The sequence below is a fragment of the Hyphococcus sp. genome (assembly GCF_965228385.1).
Taxonomy (GTDB): Bacteria; Pseudomonadota; Alphaproteobacteria; order Caulobacterales; family Parvularculaceae; genus Hyphococcus.
Genome location: NZ_OZ245810.1, coordinates 286,006 through 307,112, shown reverse-complemented (window position 1 = coordinate 307,112; position 21,107 = coordinate 286,006). Strand labels below are relative to the sequence as shown.

The following is a 21,107-nucleotide window of genomic DNA, read 5'->3' as shown; positions in this document are numbered from 1 at the left end:
CCTCCCGGCTTAAAAACTGGAGAGAGATCATGACGCCCACCGCAACGACGCTGTTACTGCTTGTCGGCTGGCTGTTGTTATTGTTGCTCAGCCTTGGCGTATTCCGAACCTCGCTTGTGATGACCGGCAAACGCGCCGCCAACTCATTTGCGCCAACGGGCGAGGATATCGGCGAGTTCGGCAAGCGTCTGACGCGCGCGCACGCCAATTGTTATGAATACCTGCCAGCAGCCTTCGCGATCCTGTTATACGCCGTTGCAACAGATCAAACTGCTCTGACGAATGGCCTGGCGTATGTTTTTCTTGTTGCACGCGTAGCGCAATCCATCGTCCATTTGATCTCCACCAGCCGCATGTTTGTCACCATCCGGTTTGTATTTTTTATCGTGCAAACGCTCATTCTCATCATCTGGCTGTTAAAGCTTTTGCATTTGGTATGACGATATGACGGCGAAAATGCATTGCCTGTGGGCGCCCGCAAACGACCCCGTGTACCGTCAGTACCATGACGAAGAATGGGGCGCGCCGGAGTATGATGATCGCGCGCTGTTCGAAAAGCTTATTCTGGACGGATTTCAGGCCGGGCTCTCCTGGCGGACAATCCTCTACAAGCGCGACAATTTCAGAAAGGCGTTTGACGGATTTGAACCGGCAAAAATCGCACGCTATACCCCGAGAAAAATCGACCGGCTGATGAACGATGCGGGCATCATCCGCTCAAAAACCAAGATTGACGCGACCATCGGCAATGCAAAAGCCTATCTTCAGATCATGGAAACGGCGCCGGAAGGGTTTTCGGGCTTTTTGTGGGACTTCGTCGAAGGCCGGCCCATCGTCAACAAGGTCAGAAATTATAAAGATCACGCGGTGAAATCGCCCGAAAGCGAAGCCATGGCGAAGGAATTGAAACGCCGTGGCTTTAAATTCTGCGGACCGGTAATCGTTTACGCTTTCATGCAGGCGGTCGGGATGGTCAATGACCATGAAACGGCGTGCCCCCGGTGGAAAGACGTCCAGAAGCTCGCCAGATGACGCGTCTTGCGGTTGCACCCCCGCCGGGAACAGCGCAAATTGCGCCAAACTCAATTGAAGGCTCGTTATGACCGATCATTCTGCAGATGTCCGCATTGCCGCCACTGGGCTATTCACCCCGCAACACTCGATTTCCAACGCGGAGCTGGTGACGGCCTTCAACGCATATGTCGAAAAGTTCAACGCCGACAATGAGGCCGCTATTTCCGCCGGCGAGATACAACCGCTGCAAAAATCTTCAGCCGAATTCATCGAAAAAGCATCAGGCATCAAATCGCGTTACGTGCTCGACAAGGACGGCATACTCGATATCGACCGGATGGCGCCGCACATCAAACCGCGCCCCAACAGTGAGCTTTCCGTTCTGGCAGAAATGGCTGTGAACGCCGCACGCGAGGCGATGCGCGCCGCGGATGTAAAAGCGGCGGATATAGACGGTGTAATTTGCGCCGCATCGAACCTTCAACGGGCCTATCCCGCCATCGCCGTTGAAATTCAGGACGCGCTTGGCATTGGCGGTTTCGCGTTCGACATGAATGTCGCGTGCGCCTCAGCGACATTCGGCATTGAGACAGGGCTAGGTCTCATTCGCGCGGGCTCCCGCCGCATTTTGATGGTCAATCCGGAAATCTGCTCGGCGCATCTGAATTTCCGCGACCGCGACAGCCATTTTATTTTTGGGGACGTGTGCACGGCGGTGATTTTGGAACGCAATGACCGCGAGCCGGCAGGAGAAAGCTGGGAAATTCTCGGCACGCGCTTGAAGACACAGTTTTCCAACAATATTCGCAATAATTTCGGTTTTCTGAACCGCTGCGAGCGCGAAGACGGCGACGGCGCCGAGGATCCATCCGATCCGTTCACAGATAAGCTGTTTATTCAGGAAGGCCGGAAAGTCTTCAAGGAAGTCGTGCCGATGGTCAGTGAACTGATTTCAAATCATCTGGCCGATCTCGATATCGCGCCGGAAACCGTAAAACGGTTTTGGCTGCATCAGGCGAACCTGTCCATGAACGATTTTATTTCACGGCGCGTGCTAGGGCGGGAGGCAACGCGCGAAGAGGCGCCGGTTGTTCTGGATGAATACGCGAACACATCGTCCGCCGGTTCGATCATCGCATTTCACAAACACCGCGCCGGTATCGCATCCGGCGACATTGGCGTGATCTGCGGATTTGGCGCCGGCTATTCGGCGGGTTCCGTTATTGTAAGAAAAACAGCTTAATGCCGCCTTCACTATTTTCCTTACAATGCATATACCTTCTCCGCTTGCAGACACATAAGAACAACGCATGACAAACCATCTTCATCAGGGCGACCTGCCGGACAGCCTCGATCTTGGAACCGTCATCGCCGTCGACAGCGAGACCATGGGCCTCATACCGCAGCGCGATCCATTATGCGTTGTGCAGCTATCGTCGGGCGACGGTGACGCGCATCTCGTGCAGCTTGACCGCAAGAGCTATGATGCGCCGCGTCTTAAAGCCCTGCTTGGCGACCCGAAGGTCTTAAAGATTTTTCATTTCGCCCGTTTCGACGTCGCAGCATTCCAGTACTGGCTGGGCGTCAAGACGGCCCCCGTTTACTGCACGAAAATCGCGTCCAAACTCTGCCGCACCTATACGGACAGGCACGGCCTGAAAGACCTCTCGCGAGAATTGCTGGCCGTGGATATGTCCAAACAACAGCAGTCCTCTGACTGGGGCGCGGACGAACTGACGTCCGCCCAGATCGAATACGCGGCGTCCGATGTTTTGCACCTGCACGCGTTAAAAGCGAAACTGGACGAAATGCTCGCCCGCGAAGGCCGCATGGCGCTGGCGGAGGCGTGTTTCGGCTTTTTACCGTCAAGGGCGGCGCTTGATCTCGAAGGCTGGCCGGAAATCGACATTTTCGCCCATTCCTGAGGGCTCCAACCCCTTAAAACAAGCGCCCTCTTGCTTCCCTTTCCGCCCCGCGCGACTATATAAACTGCAATTCGCCGCAACATTGTCTGCGGCCTCTAACGCTTAAGTCGCAAAGGGATGAAGCGCCTGGCATGACCACCGCCGCCACCGAACAGGACGCCGCCGCGCCGGAACGCGGAACGGTCAGCCGGCGCGCCCTTGACAGTTTGCCGACGCGCGCGCGCACAACCGGTTCGCAGGCGGCGGCCCGGTCGCGGCTCGTGCGCCGTTTACGCATAGGGTTGCCGATCCTCGGCCTTGTTCTGGTCGCGGCTTTCTTTTTCAACACAACGTCGGAAGAAAACGATTCAGCATTTTTGCAGGATTTCGAAGATGTGCGCGCCACAGCCGAAGAACTGCGCATGGCGAGCCCGCGTTTTTCAGGCATCGACACCAAAGGCAAGCCGTTTGAAATCACCGCCGCCGCCGCTATCCAGAACCCTCAGGTTAAAGACGTCGTTCAGCTTGAAAATCCGAAAGCCGTACAGGGCGACGCCGGCGAGACGAATATCGTAACGGCGCAAAACGGCGTCTATCGTTCGGATGCAAAAATCCTGGAATTGAACGACGACGTCACGCTGGAACATGACGTCGGCGCGGATACGTATATTTTCCGTTCCGCGTCCGCGACGGTTTCCATTGACGACGAAGTCGTTACAAGCGACGCCGGAATTGGCGGCGAGGGTCCCGCCGGGGAAACGCTGCAGGCCGACCGCATGAAAGCGTATAACAATGAGGGACGGGTTGTGCTTGAAGGCAATGTGCGTATGCGCCTTTATCCCAAATCAAAAGAAAAACCAGCCGCGCAAAACAACGAAACGCCGCCCTTGAAAGACGTTCAAATCAACAACACGCCTCAACGAAATTAAATATGATCAAAAACTTTTTCAGAACCATAGCCGCAGCCTTGTCTTTCAGCGTTCTCGCCGGGGCTGAAGCGCAGCTTGTCGCCGACAGCGACCTGCCCATTGATATCACCGGCGATACGGCCGAATTCCAGGACAATCTCGCCACCTGGACAGGCAATGTCCGGGTTGTGCAGGGCGAAGGCATTTTGACCACCAAACGGCTGGAAGCGGTTCTGCTTGACGATGGCGGGTTTGAAACCATCACCGCGATTGGCGATGTGCGCTATTCAAATGGTAAAGAAGCCCTTACTGGCGGTCGCGCGGTGTTTAACGATCAGGCCCGCACCATCACCATGACAGAAGATGTCATTGTCACGCAGGGCAAGCAGGTTTTGTCCGCCGGAAAAGTCACTTACTGGGTGGATACGGGCAAGGTTTTGTTTACCCCGGAGGCCGGAAAACGGATCCGCGGGCTGTTTTTCACACAGTCCGATGATGAGCAAACGTAATGGTTAACGCCAAAATCAGCGAATACGCCGCCCCTTCACTGAACATTAAAGAGAGATGCGCTTAATGAGCGACAATATGGAACCGCAAGGCAATATTCCGGCGACCCCTGCGAAAAGCGAAGCGGCGCCCAGACGTCAGCGACCCAAAGTGGTCGAGGGCGGCGGCAGCCTTTCGGCGGAAAACCTCGGCAAATCGTTTAAACGCCGGCCCGTTGTCCGCGGCGTTTCCATGAGCGTCAAACGCGGCGAAGTGGTCGGCCTGCTTGGCCCGAACGGCGCCGGCAAGACGACCTGTTTTTATATGATTACAGGCCTTATTCCCGCCGACCGCGGGCGCATCACGATTGACGGCCACGATGTCACCGGCCTGCCCATGTATCAGCGGGCGCGCCTCGGCGTTGGCTATCTCCCGCAGGAAGCCTCGATTTTTCGCGGTCTTTCGGTAGAGCAGAATTTGCGCGCGGTTGTCGAACTCGTAGAAAAAAACAAGGACAAGCAGCAAAAGATCATTGATGATCTTTTAAACGAATTTCACATCACGCATCTGCGCGGCGCCCCGGCGATCGCACTGTCCGGCGGCGAACGGCGGCGCGTCGAAATCGCACGCGCGCTGGCGACAGCGCCTTCATTCATGCTGCTGGACGAGCCGTTCGCAGGCATCGACCCGCTGGCGATTGCGGAAATTCGCGAACTCGTGGCGCATTTGAAGGATCGCGGCCTCGGCGTTCTGATTACGGATCATAATGTACGCGAAACACTCGATATCATCGATCGCGCATACATTATTCACGAAGGCGAAGTCCTGCTTGAGGGCGCGCCCGGCGATATTGTCGGCGATAAAGACGTCAGGCGCGTCTATCTCGGCGACAGATTTCAGATGTAACGAGAGGTTTAGAAGGGGGCAGTGTGGCGTTAGCTCCGAAACTCGAACTCCGGCAATCGCAACAGCTTGTGATGACGCCGCAATTGCAGCAAGCGATCAAGCTTCTGCAATTATCGAATCTGGAACTTTCCGAATATGTAGAAGACCAGCTAGAGCAAAATCCGTTTTTGGAGCGCGATGAATCGCCGGCGGACGGTCCGGCCGAGCGCCGCGGCGAGCGTCAGACCGATGCGCCGGAATCGCGGCAGACCTCTGAGGTCGACGCCCGTGATGAAAACGGCGCCCGCGAAGCGCGCGAAGCGCTTGACGTCGAATATGAAGACGTCGATCCCAACGCCTCAGGCAGCGACGCCGCCTACGCAGACTACCGGCCGAATGACTGGGCGTCCGCGTCCTCAGGCCGGCGCCTCGAGGGCGACGAGCAAGAATTCGGCGCCAATCTGAAAAAAGAAATCTCGCTTGGTGAACACCTCACCGAACAACTGCATGTGGCGACGCGGGACCCGATGCAACTTTTCATCGGCGCCTATATTATCGACATGATCGATGAGGCCGGTTATCTGCGCGAAGATCTATCGCAGGCGGCCGAACGCCTAGGGGCGGACATCGGCGATGTTGAAAAAACGCACGCCATGATCACCACTTTCGACCCGTCCGGCGTCGGCGCGCGCGATCTGAAGGAATGTTTGAGACTGCAACTAATCGACTCAGATCGTTTTGACCCCGCCATGCAGGCTTTCGTTGAAAATATCGAAATGGTCGCCAGAAACGATCTTAAAGGTCTGCTCAAGGCGACCGGGGCCGATGAAGAAGACGTCCGCGACATGATCGCCGAAGTGCGCGCGCTTACGCCCAAGCCGGGCTACGCCTATGGCGGCGGCGCGGTGCAGGCGATCGCGCCGGATGTCTTTGTCGCCAAATCAGCCGACGGCGGCTGGAAAGTCGAATTGAACAGCGAAACCCTGCCGCGCATTCTGGTCAATCAGCGATATTACGCCGAAATATCATCCGTAAACGGCGCAGATGAAAAAGATAAGACCTATATCAGCGAACAATTCGCCAGCGCCAACTGGCTGGCGAAGAGCCTGCATCAGCGCGCGCAGACAATCTTAAAAGTGTCGAGCGAAATCGTTCGCCAGCAGGACGCATTTCTGGCTTACGGCGTTAAACATCTTCGTCCCTTAAATCTCAAGGTCGTCGCCGACGCGATCGAGATGCACGAATCGACCGTCTCGCGCGTTACATCGAATAAATATATCGCGACCCCGCGCGGCCTTTTCGAACTGAAGTATTTTTTCACCGCGGCGATCGCCTCATCCCAGGGCGGAGAGGCGCATTCCGCCGAAGCGGTGCGCCACCGGATTCGCGAACTTATCGAGACAGAGACCAAGGACAGTGTCCTTTCGGACGATAAAATTGTGGAAATCTTGCGCTCGGACGGCGTCGATATCGCCCGCAGAACGGTCGCCAAATATCGGGAAACGCTGAATATCCCGTCTTCGGTGCAACGTCGCAGGGCAATGTTGCAAACGGCGATCTAACCCTTTACTCCGCCCGGGCCAACGCCAATATCGGCTATAAGAGCGGCGCGATCTTTGACGGCCGCCATCTTCAGGAGGTTCGATTGGACATACAGGTCAGCGGCAAGAATATGGATCTCGGCGATGCGCTTCAGGTCCACGTGACGGATAAAATCAGCGACAGCGTCGAGAAATATTTCGACAGGGGCGCGGAAGCCACCGTCACCTTCTCAAAAGAGCGCCACCTGATCGAATGCGACGTCACCGCTCATCTGGCCTCGGGCGTATTTCTGGCCGCCCACGGCGAAGGAGGAGACGCCTATGGGGCTTTTGAGGAATGCCTTGCAAAGCTTGAAAAGCGCATTCGCCGCTACAAGCGCCGGCTGAAGAACCACCACGCCTCGGCAAAAGAGCCATTGCCCGCCGAAAACGCCTCCTACTACCTTCTTGAGCCCTATGGCGAGGAAGAAGAGGCCAATGGGTCCGACGAGGAGCCAAACCCGGTCGTGGTCGCCGAATCCCAGACGACGCTGCGCGAAATGACTGTAGGGGCCGCTGTCATGCAGCTCGATCTGGCTGAACAACCTGCAATTGTATTTAAAAACGCCGCGCATGGCCGGATTAATATTGTTTATCGCCGGCGGGACGGCAATATTGGGTGGGTTGATCCCACGGCCTCTTAAGGCTACAGGGCCCGGTCTTCGGTCGCGCAAAATTACTGAAACCAGGGCCAGAACGGCAATTTAAGGTAATCTTACGTTCAGCGCTCTAGAATTGAACAATTACCGGTGAAATGAGTTTGTGTGAGTATGATGGGACTAAATGATCTCCTGAGCCACAAAGGCGTCATTCATAATTTGCGAGTCACGTGCAAGCGCGAAGCGTTACAGGCGCTGGCGGACAAAGCGAGTGATCTTGTCGACCATTCGGCGTCTGGCATCTTGCAGACGCTTCTTGAACGTGAACAGCTTGGCTCCACGGGCGTCGGCGACGGCGTCGCCCTGCCCCACGGCAAGATCGACGGCCTTCAGAAAATCGTGGGCGTGCTTGCGCGCCTTGAAACGCCCGTCACGTTTGACGCGGTGGACGATCAGCCTGTTGATCTGGTGTTCATGTTGCTGGCGCCGGCGAATGCTACAGCCGCACATCTGAAAGCCTTGGCCAAAGTGTCCCGGCTGTTTCGCGATGCAGACGCACGGGAAGCCTTGCGCGGCGCGGATTCATCCGAAGCGCTTTTCGCCATTGCTACAGCGGATCAGAAACATCACGCGGCGTAAACCGCCGCCTCTGAATTTTCACTTGTTGAAAGTTTACCGATCAGCCTGCGTTGCTAATGCACGCTGACGGGATTCATTTCATGCTGGCGCGCTGCTGCAAACGCAAGTTCACGGTCGCCGACAAGCGCCAGCCGCTCTCCATTTGATGAGTGGACTGAATACAAGATATCGCCGTCATCAATTTCGATCGCAAGTTCGCCGTCATCGTCGATAAGATCGTCAATGACATCGCGCGCTTCCACTGTCCGGATATAAACAAGCTTGCGCCCGCCCAGCTCCGCAAAATCGCGCGCTGATAACGGCTTCTGACCGTTTTCAATCGCTATCGCGCCATTTTTCATCAGTGTCATTTCTCAGTCTTGTCCTTATTTTTTGTCCGCGGCCATTCAGACAATTGTGCAGGGAAACTGGCTATCAAAGCGTGAACGGCCGGAACGATTTCTGACTATCTATCTTTACAAACACGTAGAGGCGGATTTCCGCCTGTTTGATGACAAATCAGCCTTATTTTCTTATACACAGCATATATTGCTATATTATAACGTTTCAAGATCGAGCGGGTCCGCCCGCCAGTCTGCCGACGCTGGCCAGATTTCACTAAGATATTGTTTTATTTACTGTTTAATTCAATTTTGCAGTATTTTGGCGAACAGCGCCGGATCGACATTACCGCCAGACAGGGTGATGGCCGTGACCTTGCCCGCGGCATCAAATTTTTGTGATAAGATCGCCGCCAGCGCCACAGCGCCGCCGGGCTCTACCACCAGCTTTAAATGTTGATAAGCGAAGACCATCGCCTCGCGCACTTCCTGTTCCGTGATGGTGACGCCGCCGCGCACCAGACGCTGCATAATCGGGAAAGTCAGCCAGCCGGGGCTTGCCGTCGCAATGGCGTCGCAAATGGTCGGTTTTGAGACATCCGCCTTCAGGCGCTCGCCGGCTTTGATCGACGCCCAGGCTTCGTCATAACCTTCCGGTTCCGCGATCCAGACGGATGTGCCGGGCGATACCGATTCCAAAATCGTGGCGCAGCCGGATGTCAACCCGCCGCCGCCGCAACAGATGACAAAAGCGTCAAGCGACACATCCATCGCCGAAGCGTCTTCATGGACTTCCAGCGCCAGCGTGCCCTGTCCCTCCACAATATGGGGGTGGTCGAATGACGGCGCGAGAGCCATGTCGCGATCGCGAAGGATTTTCGCCGCAATGTCTTCACGGTCCTCCGTATAGCGATCATAGGTGATGATATCAGCGCCGAGAGCGCGAACATTTTGCGCCTTAATCGCTGGCGCGTCTTCAGGCATGATGATCGTCGCTTTGGCGCCCAGCAGTTTCGACGCGAGCGCCACGCCCTGCGCATGATTGCCCGACGACCAGGCGAGAACGCCATTGCGCCGCTCTTCGTCGCTCAACTGCGAAATCCGGTTATAGGCGCCGCGAAATTTGAAAGACCCGTAGCGCTGAAGCGTTTCAGGCTTGATCAGTATCCTCCCGCCGGCGCGCTGGTTCAAAATCTCGTTTTCCAGAAGCGGCGTTCTGACCGCTTTTCCTTGTAAACGCGCCGCGGCGGCGCGCACGCCTTCAGCGCTGATACCAAGTGTTTCCGAGTGTGAATCGGTCATGGGTCATATCCCGGTCATTGCCGGCGCGGCATACCGCCAAACCGGGGAAAGTCCAAGGCGAGTTTGCGGCATTGCGGCGGCGATCCGATTACCGCCGCCTTTATTACGCCGTCAGCGAGCCGCCGAAAACCAGCAGCAAGACGCCGAATATCACACGGTAAATGACAAAGGGGGTAAAACTGATTTTACGGGTCAAGCGCATCAGCAAGGCTATCGCGGCGTAAGCGCACAAGAATGACAGCACAGCCACGATGGCGGCGCTAGCAGGACTGGCGTCAGCCCCCTCTCTGGCGATTTCGATGCCGGCGAAACCGCCGAGCGCCAGGATTGTGGGGATCGCCAGCAGCATGGAAAACCGCGCCGCCTCGGGGCGCGTCCAACCCAGATAGCGCGCCATGGTAATGGTCACGCCGGAGCGCGAGACGCCCGGCACAAGCGCGCACATTTGCGCCACGCCGATGGTCATGGCGTCGCGCCATGTCATCAGGTCGAGGCCTTCTTTACGTTCCGGCGCCCGGTCCGCATGCCACAAAAATCCGCCAAAAATAATGCTGACCCAGCCAATCACCACAGGCGAGCGCAACGCCGAGGTTAAATCCAGAAGAACAAAGACAGCCGCCAGCGCTAGTGTCGGAATGGTCGCCGCCGCAATGAACAGGAACAGTTTGCGATCTTCGCTGGCGTGGAAACGCAGCGTATCGATCCCGCCGCGAAAAAGCATCGCGGTCTCGGTTCGGAAATATAACAGCACCGCGCCGAGCGATCCGACATGAGCGGCAATGTCGATAAGCGGGCCCTGATCCTGCCAGTCCTTCACCGCCAGCGGCGCTAAAATCAGATGCGCTGAGGATGAAATCGGCAGGAATTCCGTGATCCCCTGAATGATCGCCAGGACGATAAGCTGAATAAGACCCATAGCCTGCTCTTAGACGGATTTGCGCTATGCTCGCTACCCGTTATTTTGCCGGGCGCGCACTGGCGATAATGCGGCGCCGATAGGGAGTTTTACAGACTGTATTCAGCTTTGACGGCCGCCGGCTGCGGCTTTGGCGCTGTCGGGCGCATGGCCCTCAACGACACCGATTTCCGAAAGTTTGGCGGCGATCGACTGTTTGTCGAACGGCTTGAGAATGTGATGACGCGCGCCGGCGGCCTTAGCGAGGGTAAACTGTTGCGGATCGTTTTCCGTTGCACACAGAATAATTTCGGGCCGCATCTCTTCTTTCAACTCGGCCGCGCCGCGCAGGAAATCAAGCGCCCCCATTGCCGGCAGATCCCAGTCCAGCAACACAACGTCCGTCCGGTTGTCGCTGCAATGTTCGATGGCCGAGGCTGCATCTTCAACGCTTTCCGCGCCAAGCCCAAGTTCGGTCACGATGCGCGCCGCGATCTCGCGGATCACTTCTGAATCGTCAACAACGAGGCAATATTTTCTGGCCGTCATGGAAGTCCGTCCTATGTTTCAACAGGCGGACATTGTGCAATGCAGGGCGTTAGTTGTTGGTTAACGCGAGCGCCAAGATTTTTGCGTTCATTCGGAAAACGAGGCCTTGAACGTCACGGCTTCATCCGACCGTTTGACGCGCAAGACGCCGCCGGCCAGTTTGACCAGCTGCGAGGCGATATGCGCCGGCGTCATTTTCGGGGTCAGATCGGTAGTATCGCCGCCAAGGGCGCGCACCAGGTCGTCATTGAGCAATAGTTTCTTGCCGGAAGCGGTAATCGTGAAATTGTCGATATCTCCTTCGATCACAACCTCGCCGCCGCGCGGCACGCAATCCGCCGCCGCATAGGCCAGCACCATAAGCACCTTGACCTTTTCTTTCGCAGCCAGACCGTCGCCGATTTTCCACGTCAAATCGGCCTTAGTGATTGCGAATAAATCCGTCAGCGCTTTCTTGGCGTCATCGATGCTGATCTGGGCGCCGAACCCGCCTGCCGCTCCGTAAGCCAGACGCGCATATGATAAAAGCGCCACCGCTTTTTGCGCGCCGGAGCGGACGAGATCCATCGCCGCCTCGCGCATGGCGCCTTCCATGGCCGGATCGTCCAGCACTTCGAGGCCGGAGCTGAGCGCGCCTACCGGGTTGATAAGATCGTGGCAGACACGCGACGACAATAGCGCCGACAGGGTCAACGCATCCGGGTCTTCATTATCGGGAGGAGTAAGATCAAGCGCTTCGGACATGGAAAAAGAAACTCTATGCTGCGATAGAGTTTCTTATCTCCGATTCGCGCCTCTTTTGCGCGGTAGAAAAAAATTTAAATTTGCCGCCAGGTCCCGGACTGATCGCGGATGCACTGGCCGGACGTCGCCTGATTCATCAGTTTCTCCGCTGTCAGCGCGGCGGTCACCTCGATGGTAACGCCATTGCGGCGCGCCAGATCGGCGTAAACCGATTTGCGCTGCTGGTTGATGTCGGCGATTTCGCGGCGCAGCGCGTTATCCGCGGACTTGCCGGAAACAACGCCGATATAGCCGTCCGCCTGTTCGCCGACCACGCACTGGTCTTTTGCGCGCTCCACGGCGGCGCTGGCGGCGCTGGCGGGCATAGCCGCCGCTGACAGCATAAAGGCTGCAGCACAAAGCAGTTGTTTTTTCATGACATGTTCCATCGCATTCCCCCGTTAAAAGATATCCGGATTGTCGGCGATCAGGTCTTCGATTTCACGGTCGAGTTTCACGCGCACTTCCTGATCGATTTTTACATTGAGATTCACCTCAATAGGCTTCTCGCCGCCTTCAAGCTTAACAGTCGTGCAGGCCATTAGCGACGCCGCGACGAAAGGCGCGAGGGCGGCAAGCCTGATCTTATTGTCGATGAGCATGGGGGCGCCCCTCCAATATCTATGATCACACAAATACGCTGAACTGAATTTACTTTAGCCAAAGCTTGCGGCGAAAAACAGGCGAAATTTCGAAGGGAATACGCCAATTTCGCCTTATTCCCGGGTTGATTGGGCGCGTTCCAGCTGCAGGCGAATATCCGTAGTCAAATTTGCCTGCCGAAGCAATTCCAGGAGCGCCGCGTCGAGATTGATACGGTATTTAACGGGAACACGGCCGGCGGCGTTTTCCAGCGACACTTCGCCGGTGCCCTCAAACACCATGTTGAACTCAAGCCGTCCGTCGAGGGCGCCGTTTACTGTCACCTGCAAATCCGAATATTGCAGGTCGCGCAGTATATCGAATGCAATTTCCGCCTGATCGCCGGCTTGCGCGGCCTGCTCGCCGGCGGCGCCCGCATAGCGTACGACGCCCGGGCCGACGGACTGCAACACCCCGTCTTCGATTCGGGCTTTTCCGTTCTCAAACACGAGCGGCAATGAGCCGGTCATCAGTCCTTCGCCGGAAAGACCGTCGACATCCACATAATCGAGTATTTTTTTCAGATCGATATTTTCCGCCCGCAGCGGTATGCGCGCTTCACCGCTGAGCGAGGCAGTCGCTTCATAGACGCCAAGCGTCCCGCCGAACCAGGGAAACTCGCCGCGCGCCAGATAAATCGTATCGTCGCCCGGAAATTCAAAGGAAAGCGCGCCGTCCTCAAGTTGCAGCGCGTCGAGGTCGACCGCGTCAATGGTAATCTGTTGGGCGCCGTCAGTCGTGACCGGCATTAAATCGGTAAGCGCGATCGCGCCATTCAGACCGATCGTGCGCGTAACAGCTCTCGTGGGCCCGCCAAAGGAAATAGTGTTCAAAGAAATGTCCGCGCCGGAAGTCACGCCTTCCTTTGACCAGCCAAAACGCACTTCGCCGTCAACGCCGCCTTCGGCTGTCGTCACAATGCCTTTCAGGCCGGGCACAAGCGCGTTTGGCTGAACCCCGTTCGGCGTAAAGCGCAATCCGTCGAAAGAAAACGTTGTATCGCCGCGCGCGCTCGCAAGATCATGCACGCCCTCGCCTGCGCCCAGCGCCATATTGGAAGGCGTCTTTAACGCATAGTCGAAAGACACTTTATCGCGATCAAGCGATACGTCGCCATTGGCGATGACCGGCGCCGCCAGTTGTGTTTCGCCCGCCTGCGCCACGCGCACGCGATCAACAACGCCGTTTGCGCGCATACGTTCCTGGTCCAGTGAAAAATCAAAGCGGCCGCGTATTGCGGACAGCGTTATCGCCTCGTTGATTGTGAGGCTTCCCTCGCTGACGTCGCCGTCAATGGTCGTTGTATTATTCGCCGGATTATAGACCGCTGCAAACCTTATGACGGGCGGCGCGCCTGCGGCTCTCGTCTCTCCCATGCGAAACCGTCCGCTGGCGGCGGTGATTTCTCCGTTCAGGGTGCAGACCGTATCGCCGGACCATGTGAAAACCGCCAGCGGGCCTTCATTGTTGCACAGTTGCGTTCGCCCGAGCGTTGCATCTGCATTATATTCGTCGAGACGCGCGCGAGCGCGATCGAGCGTAATGCATTGTTCCTTGTTGTAGACATTTGCGGTTTTGGCGGCGACATCGGCTTCAATTCTGAACGACGAGGCGAACGGCGCGTCACTGAGGGTTAACCGTCCTATGCGCGCGCTATCCACCCCTGACCTTACGTCGAGATCGGCGGATAAGGCGTCGCCCTCCATCGTGGCGGCAAAATCAATCGCCGTTCCCGAAATGGAAAAGTCTTCATAGGCGTAATCTTCAATCCGCACCGGCGCGGCCATACGCAAAAAATCGCCGTCGCGCGATGCGTTGACGCCGCCGGATGCGTTGACCCCCTCGCCAATCAGCGTGAACTGAAACGACGCGCTTTCCCGACCGTCATTCGAATTGTAAAGCGGCGCGCCGCCGCCGGTCAGCGAGAGGGCCGCCCCCTCCGGCGTGGACAAGACAAGCGGACGGTCCGCCGCGATGGACAATCCTATTTCCTGCGGTGAGAACGCAAGATCAAGCGCGCCTTGCAAAGCGGCTTCGTCAATCTGTCCGCCAAACGCCGCCACGACCGGCGCGAGGTTCATCACGCCGGGTGTTGTTGCGTCGGCAAAGCGTATCGTTGGCGCGTCGAATTCAATCCGCGCGCTTGCGTTGACACCATCGTAGACGCCGGTTGCGGCGTCGCGCCATGACGCGCCTTCGCCGGTCCATTGAAGCGATATCCCCCGCGCTGTCACATCCGGCAGGATTATGTCGCCGTCAAAGCCCCCGGCAAGCTCCGCTTGTCCGTCTGCGGACAGTCCGATCACCGCCCGCAGCTCGGCGGATTGGAAGCGCATGTTTTTCCATGCAAGGCTTTCAGCGGCGAGTGCGGCCTCGATATTACCCCCGTTTGCAACACTGTAATCTGCACTGAGAACGCCTTCGGCCGCGCCATCAGGCGCATCCACAAACAGCGCCACCTGCTCGACGCTTAAAGAGTCAAACGGCAATCCGTCACGCGCGCCGCCGCCTCCGCCGGAAGGCAAACCGGGGACAGACACTGTTCCGTCTTCACTTATTTGTAGCCGTACGAAGCCAGGGCCGGCGCGCAAGGCTTTTACGCGGCGCTCAAGAATCAGTTCGCGCCAACGATAATCCGCTTCAACGGCGTCGAGCGAAACAGTTTCGCGGCCCTGCGCTGAGGCGGAAACTTTTTCAAGGCGCACTCCGTCAATTGTTAACGCCGAGACCTGCGCTTCAGGGTTTTCAAGTCCCGCCCCGGCCATGGCCGCGCGTATGGCGGCCCCCGCCAGCGGCAATCGGAATACGTATATCGCAGCGGCCGCCGCCGCCGCTAACGCAATCAGGATAATAAGAAAGCGCGCCGCCCGCATATCGTTACTTTAATCCCTCAAACGCCACAGCCGCTTTTCTCTATTGATTAATGACGTTTTCGTTTAATGAGCGAAGCGGCCAGGTCAGCATGCCTAAAATTGCAGCGTTTGGCGAGGCGTGCGAGTATAGAGAACAGCGAACCGCGCCAGCGGATTTCGCACTGCGACAAGGCGGCGATCCGGAGCGTATGACGGAAGAGTTTGTTCAAACAGGTCAAGCATTTACACGCGGGGGCGATCCCTTCTGCCCGATCGAGCGCAAGCGCCGCGGCCCAGCGGCCCTTGCTGCGGCATTGAGCGTTCTGGTGCTTGGCGCGGGGTTTCTGACGCTTTCCGCGACATCGACGCCGCAAGGCGTTGTCGAAACGCCCCTGAGCGTCGCCCTTGCGCCCGCGCTCTCCTTAAGCGAAACGGCGGCGGCGCCAAGCCGCAATACCGATCCGGATGCGGTCGCCGAGGCGATTGCGCAATCGCGCGCCGCGCGCGCAACGCCCGTCCTCGACCGCGCACCGCTTAATGGCGAAAGCGTCGCCGCAGACGGCCTGACGCCGAGCCTGAAACCAACGGCCGTCATGAACGCTTCGCTCACCGCAATAGACCCCGCACAAGAGGAAAATACCGGTCTTTTGCCGCGGCTGAAGCCCGAAACAACAATACTTGCCGCAGCAACAGCCCCGCTCCCTTCGCCGACGCGGCCCATGAAACTTGGCGGCGCGTTTCTCGCCGACGAGGAAGACGGCCCCGCGCCCTTCTTTTTCGCCGCTGACATGGAGCGGCGGGTGCTAACCCACGTCACGCCGCAACTTACGCTGGTCAAGGATATGGCGTCGGACCCGGAAGAGGTTCGTGTGCGGATCGCACGCGGTGAAAATTTCGTGGATACGTTAAAGCGCGTCGGCGTCAGCGCACAGGACGCCAACACAGCTGCTTACGCTTTCGGAAACCATCATAATTTGCGTCGCCTTTTGCCCGGACAGGAGTTCGCCCTGACGCTCGGCTGGCCAAACCAGACGCTTTTCCAGCAGGCGCAGGCGGAATCAATCCAGCAGGCCGCTCTTTTACGGCTGGAATACCGCGCCGATGTTGAAAACCGCGTCATCGTACGGCGCAGCCCCAACGGTGAAATGACGGCGGAGAAAAAATCTGTGCCGCTGACAACGCGCGTATTGTCCGTCGCCGGACGGATTCATGGCAGTCTTTATATGTCGGCGAAGTCCGTTGGCGCGCCTGATGAAGTTATCGCCAACCTCGCCGACGCTTTCGCCTATGACGTCGATTTCCAGCGCGAAATTTTCGGCGGCGATGAGTTCGAAGCCATCTTTGAAGTTAAGTATGACGATCAGGGCAAGCTCGTTTCCGCCGGGGACATTCTTTATGCGCGGCTGAAATGGCGCGGCCGTTCCCGGGAAAAGGGATATTACCGGTTTGCCGATGACGGCGACGCGCAGGTGGATTTTTACGACGCCACCGGACAAGGCGCAAAACGCCTGCTGATGAAAACACCGATCGACGGCGCCCGGCTGTCTTCCGGATTTGGAACGCGCCGGCATCCCATTCTTGGCTACCGGCGCGCGCATAAGGGTCTTGATTTCGCCGCCAGTCGCGGCACGCCGATCAAGGCCGCCGGCGACGGCATCGTCGAACGCGCCAACCGCTACGGCAGTTTCGGCAATTATGTCCGCATCCGTCACGCCAATGGCTACAAAACGGCGTATGCGCATCTGAATGGGTTTGCGCGCGGCATGCGCGCCGGCAAACGCGTGCGTCAGGGTGATATCATCGGGTATGTTGGGACGACGGGACGCTCCACCGGGCCGCACCTTCATTACGAAGTGCATCTCAACGGCACAGCGGTGAACCCGCAGAAACTTAAAATCGCCACCGGCAAACAGTTGAAGGGCGCCGATCTCGACCGCTTCAAAATCCAGCGTCAGATAATTGACGCCATGCGCATGCCCGAGGCGGAACGCGAAGCGCTATATGCGCGCGATGAGTCCTCAAGCGCCAGAGGGGCGTTATAGCCCCTCGTCAGCTCCCCACGGGGCGGGCGGCGCGGGAACCGGCGCCGTCAAATCGAACTCGACACGAAAAAACCTGTTTTCCCTCGACAGTTCATACGCAAAAACAGTTTCTGTGATCTCCATCGCCCAAACATTCGTGACAGAGGCTGTAAGCCCTTCACGTTTGAAAAGCGCAACGGAATAATCATCAACTGGAAATTCCACGCGCTGTTCAGTCACTATCGCGCTGTCGCCGCCATATTGGGTCACGGCGTCTTCCGAACCGTCTTCGTGACGATGATCATGCTTCAGCCGCAACCCTTCTTCAGTACGGGAGATCACCCACGTTCGCGAGCGGTCATCGCCAACATGAAACGGAATACGAATCTGGTTGTCAGTACACTTCCTGACATGCATGACCAGTCTTTCCCTGGCGAAATCGGTATCTGCGTCATCATCTGAAACCATGCGCCCTTCAAAAGCCTCGCCGCAGTGTGCAGCGATACGCGCCATGAAAGCTTCCGCCGGCCCCGCCGCATCAGTGTCCGGTTCGGTGGCGGAACACGCGGCTAAAAGCAGCGCCGTGACAACACAATATGCAATTTTCATTTGGAACTTTCTTTCGTTGCTGTTGACCGCATCGAACGCGCTCTACTGCAAAAAGCGGTTAAACGCGAAGCCTTCTCTTTCGCATCCCTCTTCCGCTGCGGCCGGCAAGGCTGGCAATGCTGTTAACGCGATAGCGCCAAAACGACGGGTCATTCATGAGGTGATTCTAGGCAACAATCGCCGCAGAGACCAGCATTATGCGCGCGATGGCTGACAAGCGCGCGGCGCATTGGAGCTTTTTCAATAGAAAAGGCTGATCCATTCCAAATGAAACGCCGCGAACCGGATATGGCTCGCGGCGTTTTAATTTACGTCAAGAAATATTACGTTATTCGTTCGGGTCGTCCATGTCGTCAGCGGCGTCTTCAAGATCGTCGGCTGCATCGTCAGCGGCGTCTTCCATATCGTCGCCTGCGTCATCGGCCCAATCATCGACATCCTCGCCGGTTTCATCAAGCGCGTCGCCGGTGTCGTCAGCCGTATCTTCCATCCAGTCGCCGGTTTCATCTGCGGCGTCCTTGGTTTCATCCCAGGCGTCTTCCGCGGCGTCTTCTGTTGCGTCCCAGGCGTCTTCAGCCGTGTCTTCGGCTTCATCCCAGGCGTCTTCACCTGCGTCGCCAGCGTCTTCCATCGCCTCTTCCATGTCTGGATCGGCTTCCGCGCCGGCATCAATATCCGCTTCCGCGTCGATATCGCCTTCGCCGCGCGGATCGAGATCTGTTGAATCGTAATTCATCGACGCATTTGCATTGACGTCGCCATTACTAACGCTTGCGCCAGCCTCGCTGCGAAATTCTTCCAGCTGCTGCGCGTTCAGATCATCCGCATTCTGTGCAAACGCCGCCGTAAACAGCATGGGCGCAGCAATAACGGTTGAAGCAAAAAGTTTGAGTTTCGTATTCTGTCGCATCGGTATCCTCCATGTTGATTACATGGTTAACACCGGTTTTTTTGGTTCGTTCCGGCGGCGGACATCCTGCAAAACGGCTACGGAATCCCCGGAAAGCTAGTAACCATCTTGATTTTCAGATCGGGAAAACTCTCAACATACTGAATTTTAATGTCCGGAAAACTCTCTACGAATTTCCATTTCCCGCATTCGTCCGGGAAACTTTCGACAATCTGCACATTGAGATCCGGAAAGCTTTCAACAATCTGCACTCTGATATCCGGAAAGCTGTCCACCACCTGCACGTCGCCATAAAGCGAAAGCCCATCGAATGCGCAGGCGCCGGCGGCAAAACCGCTGTCGGCCTGCGCCGGAGCGTGGGCAATTGATGAAAGCGCAATAATTGCGCTGATATGCGCCCGCCGAACCGACATGTGGTGATTTTAGGCAACAATCGGGGAGGAGACCAGCCTTCTCACCGGGCATAATCGGGCCCTGTCGTTGACACAGCCCGGCAAGCGACCTAATTCACGATCAGCAAATGCTGCAATGCAGCGCGCGCAATCGGCCCGGTTTAAAGGCCCCACGATAAGACGCCGTCGCTCTATCGCATTCGCTTGGTTCCCTCTTCCGGAACGCATTTGCCCCGATGACGCATCGCTTCCAAACGGCGGAAGAGCGGCGCGTTGAGATAACCCCCGCCGATGCGACATAAGCTGGCGACCCCACCGCGGCGACCGGCTAACAACACTCAAACGGAGACTCAATGTCATTCGCTGACCTCGGCCTATCGCCGAAATTACTCGAAGCTATATCCAAAGCCGGCTACGAAAACCCGACCCCAATTCAAAAAGAAGCCATTCCGCCTGCGCTGGAAGGGCGCGACGTTCTTGGCATCGCCCAGACCGGCACCGGCAAAACGGCGGGTTTCACGCTGCCGATGATCGACAGGCTGGCCAAGGGCCGCGCCAAGGCGCGCATGCCGCGCAGCCTCGTTCTGGCGCCGACGCGCGAGCTGGCCGCGCAAGTCTCAGAGAATTTCGAAAAATACGGGATCAATCACAAGCTCTCCATGGCGCTGCTGATCGGCGGCGTTTCCTTCGGCGATCAGGACGCCAAACTGACGCGCGGCGTCGATGTGCTGATCGCGACGCCAGGCCGGCTTCTGGACCATTTTGAGCGCGGACGGCTTTTGCTGAACGGCATTGAAGTCATGGTCGTCGATGAAGCCGACCGCATGCTAGATATGGGCTTTATTCCGGACATTGAGAAAATCTTCAAACTGACGCCCATTACACGCCAGACCCTGTTTTTCTCAGCGACCATGCCCGCCGAAATTCAGCGTATTACCGACCAGTTCCTGCATAATCCCGTGCGCGTCGAAGTCGCCAAGCCGGCGACAACGGCCGACACCATTACGCAACGCATCGTCAAAATGCCGGCGAAAGACGACAAGTTGAAACGCAACGCATTGCGTGAACTTCTGCGCGGCGAAGACGTCAAAAACGGCATCATCTTCTGTAATCGCAAGTCCACGGTCGATATCGTCGCCAAGTCCCTGCAAAAGCATGGATTTAACGCGCGTCCGATTCATGGCGATCTGGCGCAGGCATTCCGTATGGAAACGCTCGACAAGTTCCGCAATGACGAAATCCAGTTTCTTGTCGCCTCGGATGTCGCCGCGCGCGGTCTTGATATTCCGGCAGTCAGCCATGTTTTCAACTACGACGTGCCGATCCATGCGGATGACTATGTGCACCGCATCGGCCGCACCGGCCGGGCGGGCCGCAAAGGCGCAGCGATGATGCTAGTGACGGGCGCTGACGGCAAATATTACGACGCCATTTTGAAAACGATCGGCGCGAGCGAAATCGAAACGCTCGATTTTACAGAGTTCTTTGACGCCAATCCGGTTAATGACACGCGCCGGCGAAAAGGCGACGAGCGCAAAGACAACAAAGGCGCTCGCAGAAAAAAGAAGCGTGACGACGACAAGACCGCGAAGCGGGTAGGCTCCTCTGATGAACAGCCCGATGTCGCCCAGCCCGATGTCGCCCAGGCCAGGGATAAACAGCCTGACGCCGACAACGCTCAGCCTGCTCGGCGCAAACGCAGCGACGGCAAGAAAAAAGCGTCACGGCGCCGCGAATCCGCGCCCGACCCTGTTGTCGGCCTTGGCGATCATGTGCCGGCCTTTATCACCCGCGCCGTTGAACGCTGCTGACGTATT

At 57.2% G+C, this 21,107-nt stretch carries 23 protein-coding genes; 12 read left to right on the top strand and 11 right to left on the bottom strand.

Annotated features, from left to right (window positions below; translation table 11 throughout):
- The first annotated feature begins 29 nt into the window (after positions 1-29).
- The 10 genes from ACQK2Q_RS01420 (at position 30) to ACQK2Q_RS01375 (ending at position 8,015) form a co-directional block, all read left to right on the top strand.
- Positions 30-440, top strand: coding sequence for an MAPEG family protein (locus tag ACQK2Q_RS01420; protein WP_425407977.1), 411 nt, complete (start codon positions 30-32; stop codon positions 438-440).
- A 4-nt stretch (positions 441-444) separates the two neighbouring features.
- Positions 445-1,032 carry a DNA-3-methyladenine glycosylase I gene (locus ACQK2Q_RS01415; protein WP_425407976.1) on the top strand — a complete coding sequence of 196 codons (588 nt, stop codon included), beginning with the start codon at positions 445-447 and terminating at the stop codon, positions 1,030-1,032.
- A 67-nt stretch (positions 1,033-1,099) separates the two neighbouring features.
- Entirely contained in the window at positions 1,100-2,257 is a 1,158-nt protein-coding gene (locus ACQK2Q_RS01410; protein ID WP_425407975.1) for a beta-ketoacyl-ACP synthase III, read from the top strand.
- Between the two features lie 67 nt (positions 2,258-2,324).
- Positions 2,325-2,939 carry a ribonuclease D gene (locus ACQK2Q_RS01405; RefSeq protein ID WP_425407974.1) on the top strand — a complete coding sequence of 205 codons (615 nt, stop codon included), beginning with the start codon at positions 2,325-2,327 and terminating at the stop codon, positions 2,937-2,939.
- 131 nt (positions 2,940-3,070) lie between these two features.
- On the top strand, positions 3,071-3,847 hold the full coding sequence (lptC, locus tag ACQK2Q_RS01400) for an LPS export ABC transporter periplasmic protein LptC (RefSeq protein ID WP_425407973.1): 777 nt from the start codon (positions 3,071-3,073) through the stop codon (positions 3,845-3,847).
- Between the two features lie 2 nt (positions 3,848-3,849).
- Positions 3,850-4,335 (top strand): LptA/OstA family protein, encoded by a 486-nt coding sequence (locus ACQK2Q_RS01395; RefSeq protein ID WP_425407972.1) that lies wholly within the window; start codon positions 3,850-3,852, stop codon positions 4,333-4,335.
- 64 nt (positions 4,336-4,399) lie between these two features.
- Positions 4,400-5,218: an LPS export ABC transporter ATP-binding protein gene (gene lptB, locus ACQK2Q_RS01390; protein WP_425407971.1), complete on the top strand. Its 819-nt coding sequence runs from the start codon at positions 4,400-4,402 to the stop codon at positions 5,216-5,218.
- 23 nt (positions 5,219-5,241) lie between these two features.
- The gene (gene rpoN, locus ACQK2Q_RS01385) at positions 5,242-6,759 is read left to right on the top strand and encodes an RNA polymerase factor sigma-54 (protein WP_425407970.1); all 1,518 of its coding nucleotides are present in this window, start codon (positions 5,242-5,244) and stop codon (positions 6,757-6,759) included.
- An 83-nt stretch (positions 6,760-6,842) separates the two neighbouring features.
- Complete coding sequence (gene hpf / locus ACQK2Q_RS01380; protein WP_425407969.1) at positions 6,843-7,421, top strand: ribosome hibernation-promoting factor, HPF/YfiA family; 579 nt, start codon at positions 6,843-6,845, stop codon at positions 7,419-7,421.
- 129 nt (positions 7,422-7,550) lie between these two features.
- Positions 7,551-8,015: a PTS sugar transporter subunit IIA gene (locus ACQK2Q_RS01375; RefSeq protein ID WP_425411100.1), complete on the top strand. Its 465-nt coding sequence runs from the start codon at positions 7,551-7,553 to the stop codon at positions 8,013-8,015.
- 53 nt (positions 8,016-8,068) lie between these two features.
- On the opposite strand, the gene ACQK2Q_RS01370 is transcribed toward ACQK2Q_RS01375, so the two are convergent.
- The 8 genes from ACQK2Q_RS01370 to ACQK2Q_RS01335 all read right to left on the bottom strand — a co-directional run bounded on the left by ACQK2Q_RS01370 (position 8,069) and on the right by ACQK2Q_RS01335 (position 15,379).
- Positions 8,069-8,365, bottom strand: a complete 297-nt coding sequence (locus tag ACQK2Q_RS01370; protein ID WP_425407968.1) for a DUF1150 family protein — start codon at positions 8,363-8,365, stop codon at positions 8,069-8,071.
- Positions 8,366-8,641: 276 nt separating this feature from the next.
- The gene (locus tag ACQK2Q_RS01365; RefSeq protein WP_425407967.1) at positions 8,642-9,637 is read right to left on the bottom strand and encodes a threonine ammonia-lyase; all 996 of its coding nucleotides are present in this window, start codon (positions 9,635-9,637) and stop codon (positions 8,642-8,644) included.
- A gap of 103 nt (positions 9,638-9,740) precedes the next feature.
- On the bottom strand, positions 9,741-10,553 hold the full coding sequence (locus ACQK2Q_RS01360; protein WP_425407966.1) for an undecaprenyl-diphosphate phosphatase: 813 nt from the start codon (positions 10,551-10,553) through the stop codon (positions 9,741-9,743).
- A 102-nt stretch (positions 10,554-10,655) separates the two neighbouring features.
- On the bottom strand, positions 10,656-11,081 hold the full coding sequence (locus ACQK2Q_RS01355; RefSeq protein WP_425407965.1) for a response regulator: 426 nt from the start codon (positions 11,079-11,081) through the stop codon (positions 10,656-10,658).
- A gap of 87 nt (positions 11,082-11,168) precedes the next feature.
- Entirely contained in the window at positions 11,169-11,825 is a 657-nt protein-coding gene (locus ACQK2Q_RS01350) for a histidine phosphotransferase family protein (protein WP_425407964.1), read from the bottom strand.
- A gap of 74 nt (positions 11,826-11,899) precedes the next feature.
- Positions 11,900-12,241, bottom strand: a complete 342-nt coding sequence (locus ACQK2Q_RS01345; protein ID WP_425407963.1) for a YdbL family protein — start codon at positions 12,239-12,241, stop codon at positions 11,900-11,902.
- A gap of 24 nt (positions 12,242-12,265) precedes the next feature.
- Positions 12,266-12,466, bottom strand: coding sequence for a YnbE family lipoprotein (locus ACQK2Q_RS01340; protein ID WP_425407962.1), 201 nt, complete (start codon positions 12,464-12,466; stop codon positions 12,266-12,268).
- A gap of 114 nt (positions 12,467-12,580) precedes the next feature.
- Positions 12,581-15,379: an intermembrane phospholipid transport protein YdbH family protein gene (locus ACQK2Q_RS01335; RefSeq protein WP_425407961.1), complete on the bottom strand. Its 2,799-nt coding sequence runs from the start codon at positions 15,377-15,379 to the stop codon at positions 12,581-12,583.
- Between the two features lie 89 nt (positions 15,380-15,468).
- Between ACQK2Q_RS01335 and ACQK2Q_RS01330 the strand changes: the two genes are divergently transcribed.
- Entirely contained in the window at positions 15,469-17,400 is a 1,932-nt protein-coding gene (locus ACQK2Q_RS01330; protein ID WP_425407960.1) for a peptidoglycan DD-metalloendopeptidase family protein, read from the top strand.
- Here the strand turns inward: ACQK2Q_RS01330 and ACQK2Q_RS01325 are convergent.
- The 3 genes from ACQK2Q_RS01325 to ACQK2Q_RS01315 all read right to left on the bottom strand — a co-directional run bounded on the left by ACQK2Q_RS01325 (position 17,395) and on the right by ACQK2Q_RS01315 (position 19,311).
- Positions 17,395-17,988: a hypothetical protein gene (locus ACQK2Q_RS01325; RefSeq protein ID WP_425407959.1), complete on the bottom strand. Its 594-nt coding sequence runs from the start codon at positions 17,986-17,988 to the stop codon at positions 17,395-17,397. The two genes, ACQK2Q_RS01330 and ACQK2Q_RS01325, sit on opposite strands and share 6 nt — an antisense overlap.
- Positions 17,989-18,316: 328 nt before the next feature.
- Positions 18,317-18,898, bottom strand: a complete 582-nt coding sequence (locus ACQK2Q_RS01320) for a hypothetical protein (RefSeq protein ID WP_425407958.1) — start codon at positions 18,896-18,898, stop codon at positions 18,317-18,319.
- A gap of 77 nt (positions 18,899-18,975) precedes the next feature.
- Positions 18,976-19,311, bottom strand: a complete 336-nt coding sequence (locus ACQK2Q_RS01315; RefSeq protein WP_425407957.1) for a hypothetical protein — start codon at positions 19,309-19,311, stop codon at positions 18,976-18,978.
- Positions 19,312-19,643: 332 nt separating this feature from the next.
- Here ACQK2Q_RS01315 and ACQK2Q_RS01310 point away from each other — a divergent pair, with 332 nt between their 5' ends.
- Positions 19,644-21,101 (top strand): DEAD/DEAH box helicase, encoded by a 1,458-nt coding sequence (locus ACQK2Q_RS01310; protein ID WP_425407956.1) that lies wholly within the window; start codon positions 19,644-19,646, stop codon positions 21,099-21,101.
- The last annotated feature ends 6 nt before the right edge of the window (positions 21,102-21,107 follow it).